General features: G+C 65.2%; 13 protein-coding genes. 7 read left to right on the forward strand and 6 right to left on the reverse strand.

Going from position 1 to position 10,504, the window contains the following annotated elements:
• Nucleotides 1-167: 167 nt before the first annotated feature.
• From H8B02_RS40160 to H8B02_RS40175, 4 genes are read left to right on the forward strand one after another with little or no spacing between them, the layout of a single operon-like run.
• Complete coding sequence (locus H8B02_RS40160) at nt 168-758, forward strand: 3-phenylpropionate/cinnamic acid dioxygenase subunit beta (RefSeq protein ID WP_229171233.1); 591 nt, start codon at nt 168-170, stop codon at nt 756-758.
• A gap of 15 nt (nt 759-773) precedes the next feature.
• On the forward strand, nt 774-968 hold the full coding sequence (locus H8B02_RS40165) for a hypothetical protein (RefSeq protein WP_176529905.1): 195 nt from the start codon (nt 774-776) through the stop codon (nt 966-968).
• A 23-nt stretch (nt 969-991) separates the two neighbouring features.
• Nucleotides 992-1,387 (forward strand): hypothetical protein, encoded by a 396-nt coding sequence (locus tag H8B02_RS40170; RefSeq protein WP_229171234.1) that lies wholly within the window; start codon nt 992-994, stop codon nt 1,385-1,387.
• Nucleotides 1,388-1,393: 6 nt separating this feature from the next.
• Nucleotides 1,394-2,602 carry an FAD-dependent monooxygenase gene (locus H8B02_RS40175; RefSeq protein ID WP_229171235.1) on the forward strand — a complete coding sequence of 403 codons (1,209 nt, stop codon included), beginning with the start codon at nt 1,394-1,396 and terminating at the stop codon, nt 2,600-2,602.
• Nucleotides 2,603-2,635: 33 nt separating this feature from the next.
• Here H8B02_RS40175 and H8B02_RS40180 read toward each other — a convergent pair whose 3' ends face one another.
• The 4 genes from H8B02_RS40180 to H8B02_RS40195 all read right to left on the reverse strand — a co-directional run bounded on the left by H8B02_RS40180 (nt 2,636) and on the right by H8B02_RS40195 (nt 4,999).
• Nucleotides 2,636-2,899, reverse strand: coding sequence for a DUF3551 domain-containing protein (locus H8B02_RS40180; RefSeq protein ID WP_229171236.1), 264 nt, complete (start codon nt 2,897-2,899; stop codon nt 2,636-2,638).
• 115 nt (nt 2,900-3,014) lie between these two features.
• Complete coding sequence (locus H8B02_RS40185; RefSeq protein ID WP_229171237.1) at nt 3,015-3,287, reverse strand: DUF3551 domain-containing protein; 273 nt, start codon at nt 3,285-3,287, stop codon at nt 3,015-3,017.
• A gap of 41 nt (nt 3,288-3,328) precedes the next feature.
• Nucleotides 3,329-3,961, reverse strand: a complete 633-nt coding sequence (locus H8B02_RS40190) for a hypothetical protein (RefSeq protein ID WP_229171238.1) — start codon at nt 3,959-3,961, stop codon at nt 3,329-3,331.
• 201 nt (nt 3,962-4,162) lie between these two features.
• Complete coding sequence (locus H8B02_RS40195; RefSeq protein ID WP_092115836.1) at nt 4,163-4,999, reverse strand: metal-dependent phosphohydrolase; 837 nt, start codon at nt 4,997-4,999, stop codon at nt 4,163-4,165.
• A gap of 228 nt (nt 5,000-5,227) precedes the next feature.
• On the opposite strand from H8B02_RS40195, the gene H8B02_RS40200 reads away from it, so the two are divergent.
• From H8B02_RS40200 to H8B02_RS40210, 3 genes are all read left to right on the forward strand, one after another.
• On the forward strand, nt 5,228-5,443 hold the full coding sequence (locus H8B02_RS40200) for a hypothetical protein (protein ID WP_074131807.1): 216 nt from the start codon (nt 5,228-5,230) through the stop codon (nt 5,441-5,443).
• Nucleotides 5,444-5,611: 168 nt separating this feature from the next.
• Nucleotides 5,612-6,400 (forward strand): ATP-binding cassette domain-containing protein, encoded by a 789-nt coding sequence (locus H8B02_RS40205; protein ID WP_229171239.1) that lies wholly within the window; start codon nt 5,612-5,614, stop codon nt 6,398-6,400.
• Complete coding sequence (locus tag H8B02_RS40210; RefSeq protein WP_229171240.1) at nt 6,397-7,950, forward strand: ABC transporter permease/substrate-binding protein; 1,554 nt, start codon at nt 6,397-6,399, stop codon at nt 7,948-7,950. The genes H8B02_RS40205 and H8B02_RS40210 overlap by 4 nt, the downstream gene beginning before the upstream one ends.
• A 123-nt stretch (nt 7,951-8,073) precedes the next feature.
• Here the strand turns inward: H8B02_RS40210 and H8B02_RS40215 are convergent, their stop codons facing one another.
• Both H8B02_RS40215 and H8B02_RS40220 read right to left on the reverse strand, forming a co-directional pair.
• Complete coding sequence (locus tag H8B02_RS40215; protein WP_229171241.1) at nt 8,074-9,786, reverse strand: sulfatase-like hydrolase/transferase; 1,713 nt, start codon at nt 9,784-9,786, stop codon at nt 8,074-8,076.
• A gap of 168 nt (nt 9,787-9,954) precedes the next feature.
• Nucleotides 9,955-10,504 (reverse strand): TetR/AcrR family transcriptional regulator (locus H8B02_RS40220; RefSeq protein ID WP_229171242.1); only part of this gene is annotated, 550 nt, incomplete at its 5' end.

The raw sequence follows: 10,504 nt of genomic DNA on the forward strand, positions 1-10,504 counted from the left end.
CGCCGGCGACGACATCGCCAATGTCGTGGCCTTCCTGCTGTCGCCGGAAGCCGAAACGCTGTCCGGCACCGTGATCGACGTCGGCTGCTTCGCGCAACAGGGCGGACCGATTCCGCCCGCTCCGGCGGCCTGACTACCCCGCGATCCCCGATAAGGAGATACCGACGATGACGACGGTTCAGGATCACGACAAACAAGCGCACCTTGCCGGCGCCACGATCGAACGATCGGCGGCCTATTACCGCCTGAAGGCCGATGTCGAGGATTTCTACTACCACGAGGCCGACTTGCTCGATGACCGGCGCTTCCGCGACTGGCTCGAGCTGCTCGCCGAGGATGTCAGCTACTTCATGCCGATCCGGCGCAATGTGAAGTTCGGCCAGCAGGCCACACGCGAGAACACCAAACGCGGTGAAGGCATCAGCTGGTTCGACGAGGACAAATGGACGTTGACCAAACGGGTCGAACAGATCCTGACCGGCGTGCATTACGCGGAAGAGCCGCTGTCGCGGATCACGCACATGGTCAGCAACGTGCAGATCAAGGGCGCGCGGCCGGATATCGGTGCGGCCCGCGAGCTCGACGTCACCAGCCGCTTCCTCGTCTATCAGAACCGCGTCGAGTACGAGACCTACATCTTCGTCGGCCGCCGCAACGACACGCTGCGCCTGACCGACAACGGCTGGAAGATCGCGAGGCGCGAGATATTGCTTGAACAGAATATCCTGCTGGCCAAAAATCTCACCACATTCTTCTGAGCAAGGTGTGGTGCGATGATTGACGTGACGGCGATCAAGGTCGGGACGCGGCTCAAACTGGAGGCGGGCGTCGTCGCCGAGGTGGTGGAGAACATGGACGACGGCCAGTGGCTGCAGGTGCGCTATCTGGAGTCCCCTGCCCGTCCGGGCGATGTCGGCACGGTGGAGCTTTGCCATGCCCAGGACGTCGTCGAGGTTCTCAGCGACTAGTTCCAGCCAACGGACCATCGATGATGCTGCGATTTGAATACATGCCGAGCGATTTCCATCCGCTGTTCCTGTTCCTCGGCGAGGCCGCCGATCTTGCTGCGCTGGCAAGGCTGTTGCGGCGCTTTGCCGAGAATCCGCAGGCCGTTGCCGTGGCGGAGCGCATTCCCGGCGCGGTCCCGCGCGACGAGCTGGTGCTCGTGCCCGCCGACGAGGAATTCGGCATGCGCGATCTCGGCGGACGGTTTGCCTGGAAGCTGACGGATTGGCAGGCCGAACGGATCGCCGAGCGCATCGAACTCCTGACGCCTGAGGAAAACAAGTCCGGCTCGGAGCTCGTCGAGATCGGCAGCGAGGGCGAAATCCCGGTCAAGGTCTCGCGCGGTGAGTTCACCGATGACTTCCTTGTCACGCGCAGATAGCGGCGGATGGATCGCGTGAGCGCAACCCGCAGGCCAAAAGTCCTGATTGCCGGCGCCGGGATCGGCGGCCTCGTCGCGGGGCTGGCGCTGCTGCAACGGAGGATCGAGGTTGAGATCTTCGAGCAGGCATCGGAGCTGCGCGAGCTCGGCGCCGGCGTCCAGCTGAGCGCCAACGGCACAAGGGTCCTGATTGCGCTCGGCCTCGAGCAACAAATGCAGGCGATCGCCTGCGAGCCCTCGGGCAAGGAGATCCGGCTGTTCAGCACCGGGCGGACCTGGAAGCTGTTCGACCTCGGCGCCTCCTCGCGGGCAATCTATGGCGCGCCCTACTGGATGGTGCATCGTGGCGACTTTCACCGCGTGCTGGTCGACGCATTCAGTGCACGGGCACCGGGGCGTCTGCATCTCAACAGCCGCTGCGCCGGTTTTGACGAGGATGGTGACGGCATCTGGCTGCGTCTCGCCAATGGCGAGCGGCGCCGCGGCGACGTCGTGATCGGCGCCGACGGCGTGCACTCCGAGATTCGCCGGCAGATCGGCGGCGACACAAAACCATTCTTCTCGGGTGTGGCCGCCTGGCGCGGCCTGGTCCCGATCCAGCGGCTACCGGCGAGCCTCAGGCGCGACGTCGGCACCAACTGGGTCGGTCCCGGCGGCCATGTCATCACCTATCCCGTTCGCCGCGGCGAGTTGTTGAACTTCGTCGGCATCTTCGAGGGCGAGAGCTGGTCGGTCGAATCGTGGACCGAACGCGGCACGCGGGAGGCCTGCGGCGCTGCTTTTGCCGGATGGAATCCGGATATCCACACCATCATCGACCACCTCGATATTCCCTACAAATGGGCATTGCTTGGCCGCGATCCGCTCGGTCGCTTCGCCGTGGGGCGGGCCTGCGTGCTCGGCGACGCCGCGCATCCGACGCTGCCGTTCCTGGCCCAAGGGGCCAACATGGCGATCGAGGACGGCATGGTGCTGGCGCGCTGCCTCGAATGCTTCCCGCCCGAGGAGGCGCTGCAGCGCTATCAGGCCGCGCGGCTGACGCGGACGAATATGATCGTGATGAAGTCCGCCGAGAATGCCAGGCGCTTCCACAATCCGGCGCTCGCCGACGCCGAAGGCGCCCACGCCTACGTCTCGCGCGAATGGCAACCGGACCGGGTGCGCGAGCGCTATGATTGGCTGTTCACCTACGACGCCTTGAACGTGCCGGTCTGACGGCAGGCATTCGAGCTGCCTGGTGTTCCCGCATCAGTGGGCACGATGCCGTCCGCGGTGCGCCCGGCGAGGTGGCGGCGGCGCAAAGAAGGGATTCTCCGAGCACATCGCACCCCGGCCCGACGCCGACACCTGGCACTGCGGGATCGAGGTGAAGCTGCAATCGATGTAGCTTCCGCCGTACTTGCCCTGAAAGACGTGCATGCACACCGGATAGTTCGGATCATAGGCCTGCCCGGCGGCAGGTCCGGCCAGGGCGACCGCAGCTGCGGCGATCGCGAACAGTTTCAGGCGCATCGGTCTCTCCTTCGCTCGGAAGGTTTCCCCACAACAACCGGAGTTAGTCAACTGCGCCAGCGACGCGACGGCCATGCAGACCATCGCAGGCAGACGACGACAATAAGTGAGCGCGCTAGTTGACAGGCCGACGCTGTCGTTGACCCCGCTCCCTGGTCGGCTTTTTTTGACCTTTGTAGAAGGGATTGACCGTGCATGTCGCCGATCGTCCCGAGGCCGTTGCCCGGCATTGCGGAAGCGACGTGAAGCTGCAATCGATGTACTCGGGCGTCAGCCTGCCGCCATAGACTTCCATGCAGACCGGATAATTCGGATCGTACATTTGCGCGGCGGCGGGCCCGGCGATGCCGACGCCGATGGCGGCGATGACGGTGAGTTTCAAGCGCATCGAACTCTCCTCAAGTTTGCTCCAGAACGCCGGGCGCGCGGCTATCGCTGCTCGCCGGCCGGCTTGCCGTCGTCCTCACCAAGACAACGGATCATGAAGGCCGTGGTGTCCCGCGGCAGAACCTGCGCGGCCCACGCCTTGAGGCGGCATTCGAGCTGTGCGATCTGGCGCGCCCGCTGCCGTTCCGACGGCAGCGTCGATTGCCGCAGCCGGCGCAAGGTCATCGGCGAGCCATCCGACTCGAAGCTCAGCTCGTACCTCTTGCCGTTCTGGTCGGTGGCGGCGCAGGTGATGGTCGACACCTGCCGCGTGATGAAGCTTCCGACCTGACGGCAGGAGCCTGTCGACATCTCGACCAGCGGCACCGGCAGGCCATCGACACGCGGACGGTCACTCGACTTCAGCAACATGCGGTCGACCGCGAGTTCGAACAGATTGGCCTGGGTACGCTCGGTGCTCTCGCCGGAGAACGAGACGATGTGGCTCTTGTCGGCGGGATCGTCGAGCACCACGGTGAATTCGGAACGGCCGCGCAGGGTGTGGAAGTAGGCCACCGCCTTGCAGGTATAGCTGCGGCCGGCGACGCTGACATTACGGCAGGTGCCGGACATCAACGCATACAGGTCGACGTCGTAGACCGGCCCGGCGGCAACGGCGAGCGCAGGCCAGCACACGATAGCAATCGCAATCAATTGAGCGAAACGGGAGATCATACTGAAACGATCGAGAACACGGTCGATGGAGAGGTCCATGGCGCAAGGTCGCCGATTTCCACGGACTGTGCAACGATGAAGCAGGCCGAAATGTGGACCTCCCGCAAACGACCGGGAATGCAGGCGAGCCGTGCCGAAAGGCCGCGCCGCTGGTGCCGTGCGTCAGATTTGCGGGCCGGACAGGGTGACCTCGCGCTCGGCGCGGAAGACGTTGCTGTAGAGGTTCGCGATCCACTGACGGCCGCTTGCCGTCATGTTCAGGCAGTTGATGGCGCCCTGGATGTGCGGCGCGACCATATTCCAGTAGAATTGCGGATAGCGGTCGACGATATCGGCCGGCGATTCATAGCCGAGCTGGCGGTTGATGCCGACTTCCTCGAACTCGTGATAGAGCGCGTTGGCTTTCCTGATGTAGTTGGGATCGCCGAGTTGCCCGATGAAATCGGCGGCCCGGACGATCGCCGCCTCGTCGTCATATTGCTGGCCTTCGGGTGCCGGAAACCGCGTGCCTTCGATGTTGCGTGCAACGCGCTCGCGATCGAGCGGGAGGACGGCCTCGAGCCTGTCGAGCACATAGAGCTTCGAGCGGTCGACGTGATACGGCATCAGGCCGGCATCCGACGAGCCGCGCGGCAGCACGACCTTCTTGCCGGAGGCATCGATGACATAACCATCCGGTCCGTCGCCCTTCAGCAGGCCGCGCACATAGCCGATGTCGTGCGTCAGGCAGGCGATCATCGTGTGGGTGTAATCCTCCGCGGTGACATGGGTGTGCAGCGCGCGACCGCGGATGATGTCATGCCCGGCCAGCGTGACCAACATGGTGTGCTCGACATTGTGGTAGAGCGCATCGCTGTTGCCGATGCATTCCAGCGCGATGCGCGCCGCGGCGGGCAGCAGTTCGCCAAATCGCGCCTGCGAAGCCCCAAAGGTGCGGCTGACCCATGTGGCGAGAAACTTCTCCAAAGCACCTGCCGCCAACTCAGGCAACGTCATCATCGATGCAGCCCCCGACCGCGCAACGTTCCTCGCTCGCCCCGATCTTACGTCGTAGTTGGGGAGCAACTATAGCGCATCTGCGGGCGTGCGGCTACGCGCCGGCGAGCGCGTGATTCGTTCCGCCGTACTTTCCCGGTCTTGCCGGCTGTGACACCAAAGCCGCTGATAATGGCATGAACCGTGCATGATTCGGTTCAGACCGGGTTAATCTTACGGATAAAGACCATCATGCTTGTTACGCTCGTCGCCATCCTTTGCAATGCTCAGCTCTGCATGGAAAAGGTCGTCACCAACAGCGACCAATCCGGCATCACCATGGGCGCCTGCGCTGTGAGCGCCCAGATCGGCATCGCCGACTGGCTCGCCAAGGGGCCGTATCACGATTGGCGCTTGCAGAGCTATAAGTGCATCATGGGCAAATACGTACCCAAGAACGAAGTGTGATGTGTGCTCACAGCCCCCGAGGGGGCTGACCCGCTTCGCGAGCCCAGCTGGAACAGCCTGCGAAACCGCGTGATGCAGGCGCGTGCACCTCAAGTCAAAGTCCATTTTATGGGCTATCACTATCGTTCACGATGGTGAGACGTGAAGTCGCCCAGGAATGGCCCGAGAATGCCCGCAACGCCGCTGATCGCCTACGCGCATGTCGGCAAGAGCTTTGACAATGGTCGCGTGGTGGCGGTCGACGACGTCTCGCTTGACGTGGCCGAGGGTGAATTCCTGGCTGTCGTCGGCGGCTCGGGCTCCGGCAAGACGACGCTGCTGCGGCTGGCCAACCGCCTGATCGAGGCCGACCGCGGCCGGATCGCCGTCGAGGGCGAAGACGTCAGCCGCATCGACCCGATCCTGCTGCGCCGCCGCATCGGCTATGTCTTTCAGAGCGGCGGACTGTTTCCGCATCTCACCGTCGCCGACAATGTCGGCATCACGCCAAAGCTGCTCGGCTGGCCGCAGGCCGAGATCTCGGCGCGGGTCGACGAGCTGCTCGACCTCGTGCGGCTCGACCGCGCGCAACATCGCGACCGCCTGCCGCACGAACTCTCCGGCGGCCAGCGCCAACGCGTCGGCGTCGCGCGTGCGCTGGCTGCGAAGCCGCGCATCGTGCTGATGGACGAGCCGTTCGGCGCGCTCGATCCGCTGACCCGCGACGCGCTCGGCGACGATTATCGCACACTGCATCGCGAGCTTGGGCTGACCACGGTCATGATCACCCACGACATGACCGAGGCGCTGCTGCTGGCCGATCGTGTCGCGGTGATGCGTGGCGGCAAGCTGCTCGCCTTGGGCACGCCGGCGGAGCTCGCGGCCAACACCGACACCTATGTCGGCGAACTCTTGCGTACGCCGCGGCGACAGGCGGAACGGCTGGGCGCGTTGCGGCCGCGGGACGGCACGGCATGAGCGATCCACGCTGGAGCGAGGCGCTTGCGCATCTGCCCGACTATCTCGGCAACCATGTCCGGGTCAGCGTCGCTGCGCTGGCGCTCGGACTTCTGATCAGCCTGCCGCTTGCGATTATCGCGCGCAACCGGCCGGTGCTGCGCGGCACGCTGCTCGGGCTTGCCAGCATCGTGCAGACCGTGCCCGGTCTCGCTTTGCTCGCGCTGTTCTATCCGTTGTTGCTGGCGCTCACGGCGCTGACCGCGGCGTGGCTCGGCTTCAGCTTCTCCGCCTTCGGCTTCCTGCCGGCGGTGCTGGCGCTCGCGCTCTATTCGATGCTGCCGGTGTTGCGCAACACCATCACCGGCCTGTCGGGCGTCGACCCGGCGGTGCTGGAGGCTGCCCAGGGCGTCGGCATGACGCCGCGGCAATCGCTCACCATGGTCGAGCTGCCGCTGGCGCTGCCGGTGATGATGGCGGGGATCCGCACCGCCGCGGTGTGGGTGATCGGCACCGCGACGCTGTCGACGCCGATCGGCCAGACCAGCCTCGGCAACTACATCTTCGCGGGCCTGCAGACCCAGAACTGGGTGTTCGTGCTGTTCGGCTGCTTCGCCGCCGCCGTGCTCGCGCTGGTCGTCGACCAACTGCTGGCGCTGATCGAGAATGGCCTGCGCAATCGCAGCCGCGTCCGGACCGCACTCGGCGGGCTCGGCATTGCCGCCCTGATCGCGGCGACACTGGTGCCCGCGATTGCGCGGCCGCACGCGCGCTACGTCGTCGGCGCCAAGACGTTCACCGAGCAATACGTACTGTCGGCGCTGATGGCGCAGCGGCTGCAGGCGGCGGGGCTGCCGACGACGACCCGCGCCGGCCTCGGCTCCAACGTGATCTTCGATGCGCTCGCGGCCGGCGACATCGACGTCTATGTCGACTATTCCGGCACGCTGTGGGCGAACCAGTTTCACCACACCGACATCAGGCCCCGCGCCGAGCTGCTGAGCGAACTGAAGACGACGCTGGCGAAGCAGGACATCACGCTGTTCGGCGAGCTCGGCTTCGAGAATGCCTATGCGCTGGTGATGCCGAGGAAGCACGCCGATCAGCTCGGCATCCATTCGATCGCCGATCTGGCGTCGCACGCCGCGACGATGTCGATCGCCGGCGACTATGAATTCTTCTCGCGGCCGGAATGGGCCGGCATCCAGAAGGCGTATGGGCTGACGTTCCGCGCCCAGCGCCAGATGCAGCCGGATTTCATGTATGCGGCGGTTGCCTCCGGCGAGGTCGACGTCATCGCGGGCTACACCAGCGACGGGCTGATCGCGAAATACGATCTGGTTGCGCTCGCGGACGACAGGCACGCGATCCCGCCCTATGACGCGATCGTGCTGCTGTCGCCAGAGCGGCGCGACGACGAGACTCTGAAGGCGGCGCTGCGTCCGCTGCTCGGCAAGATCGGCATCGCCGAGATGCGCGAGGCCAACCTGCGCGCGTCGGGCAACGACGCATCATCATCGCCCGACGCCGTGGCGCGCTGGCTGTGGGAGAAGGTCGGGGGAAAACCGTAGGATGGGTAGAGCGAAGCGAAACCCATCACATCGAGGACGATGGGTTTCGCTGAGTTTATCATCGGCCCGCGCTTTGCGCGGACCCGTTGGCTCTACCCATCCTACAATCATCGGGTGATGCGCCTACAATCCCTTGATGATCCCCGCGTCGATCAGCAGTCGGTTGAAGCGGCGCGCCTCCGCGCCATCCTTGCAGGCGTAGAACGCGCCGTTGCAGCGAAGCATGATCGCTTTCTGCTCCTCGAACGACGGGTCGAGCGGGATGCCCGCGGCTTCCTGAATCACCAGCGGCAGATAGGCGGCGTCGATCGTGTCCATCACCGTCGGGCTCTTCACCGGTTCGAAGTTGATGGCGTCGATCGCGTAATAGGTCGCGTAGTAGCGCGGATCGTAATCCATCAGCTTCTTGCCGATGCCGGCCTCGTCGAGCCCGGGATCGAGCAGCTGCGGCGAGAACTCCGGCTGATGATCGCCGTAGCGCACGATCAGGAACGGCTGCGCCGGAAACTTCTTCTTCAGCGCCGCGACAAAGCCGGCATAGTCGTTGGCGCTCATCGCCTGCCGCCGCAGATATTCGTCGACCGACGGCGTGTTGCCCGGCCGCTTCCATGCCGGCAGCAACTCGGGACGGAATTTCGTCTCCCATGGGAAATGATTGGCGGCAAGATAGACGAAGGTGAACAGCGGCGTGCTGAGCGTCTTCTGCTCGGCCATCAGCTTCAGCGCCTTGTCGTAGAAGAAGCTGTCGGGCTCGACGTCCTTCGCATGCAGATCATGCGCGTCGTAGAATTGCTGGATACCGGTCGTGGTCTGGAAGCTGCGCGCGCTCATGAAGGCGCCGAACGCCGGATAGAGCGACAGCGTGTCGTAGCCGCAGCGGCGCAGCGCCAGCGGCAGGCCGCGCTCGACCCTGCCCGATGCGATGCGGGTGACGAAATAGGCGAACCGGCCGAACGAGCGCGAGGACAATCCCGCCAGCACGTTGTACTCGGTGAACCAGCTCGGCCCGCCATTGCTCTCGGCGAGGAATTTGCGTTCGACACCGTCGTAGGATTTGAACTGGCTGCCATAGCCCGGCGGAACCTTGACGGCGGACGCGGCGCGGACGTCGAAGCTCGATTCATCATGGATCATGATGATGTTCGGCCGCCGTCCGGCGGGATGGCAGGCGTCGACCAGCGGCATCTTGAGCTGGTCGCTCGCGCTCGGATCCGACTCCATGAAGCCATAGGCGACGAAGTCTGACACCGCGGTCACGCCGGAGCGTGCGAATTTCGACAGATAGCCGTCGTCGTAATAGCCGCGCCAGGCCTCATCCGGCCAGGCGAAGGCATAGCCTGAGAGCGCGGCCGTGCAGGCAAGGCAGGCGGCCGCGGCCGGCAGGCGGCGAATGCGGAACGGATCGAGCCACCACAGCGCGTACATCAAGGGCAGCGTGACCAGGCCGGCGCCGATGATCGACCAGCGCAGGCTCGGAAAGATCGTGAGCAGGAACGCCGCGGTGTCGCGATCGATCACCATCAGGTCGACGAAGTTCGCGGTCATCTGCACCACGTCGTGCTTGAACCGCGACAGCAGCACCAGCACCACGACCAGCGTCAGCGACAGCGCGCCCGACAGCGCCGGCCGGCGCAGCAGCGCGATGAACAGGAAGTTCAGGATTCCCCAGGTCAGCAGGAAGCAGAGCCGCGAGCCGAAGTCGGTCTCGGTCCGCAGCATCAGGATCAGCGCGCCGAGATGCGGTGCGGCGACTGCCATCAACCGCCAGATGCCGATCGCGGCGAGGCCGCCGGCGAGCGCGGCAACGGAAGAGTTTTGCTGAGGCGCGGGCGCCATGGGCGGGACGCAATACAACCCGGCGCAATGCCACGGCCTTGACTGGCAATGGCCAGGAGGCACACGGCACAGCCGGAGTCTGCGCCGTGTCATGAAAACGTAATTGAATCGTCATGAACGCGCAATGAATTTGCCCGCCCTGAGGACGTCCGGCCGGCGGGGCGCGCCTCAGACCTTCGCCGCAGGCCTTGCAATGCCGGCGATGAAGAGGTCGACGATGTCAGCGGCCATCTGCTCGGCCTCCGCTTCGCCAACGCCCCAGCGCGGCAAATGGCCGTCGATATGCATCCGCGCAAAACCATAGACCAGGGCGCGGCCGGCGATCTGGACCTGCTTCAGGTCGCGCGCCGCAAGCTGACCGGCTGAAAAGGCCTCCGCCAGCGTGCGCTCGGTCAGGCCGATCAACTCCGCATTGTCGCTGGAAACGCCGGTCGAGCGGTCGTGGTCGAAGAAGCGGCGGCTGGAGATGATCTCGAAATGGGTCGGGTTCTTCATCGCCCAGCGCAGATAGGCGATCCCGAGGCAGCGGAAGCGGCCGAGCGGATCGCCTGACGGCGCATCGGCCAGCGCCGTCTCGATCTCGGCGCGGAAGCGGCGCTGCGCCTCCTCGGCCACCGCATTCATCAGGGCATCCCGGCTCGGGAAATGCCGGAACGGCGCGCCCGGCGAAACGCCGGCGCGGCGGGCGGCTTCGCGGACGCTGACCGCCTCCGGCCCG

This window comes from Bradyrhizobium altum (assembly GCF_020889705.1).
GTDB lineage: Bacteria > Pseudomonadota > Alphaproteobacteria > Rhizobiales > Xanthobacteraceae > Bradyrhizobium > Bradyrhizobium altum.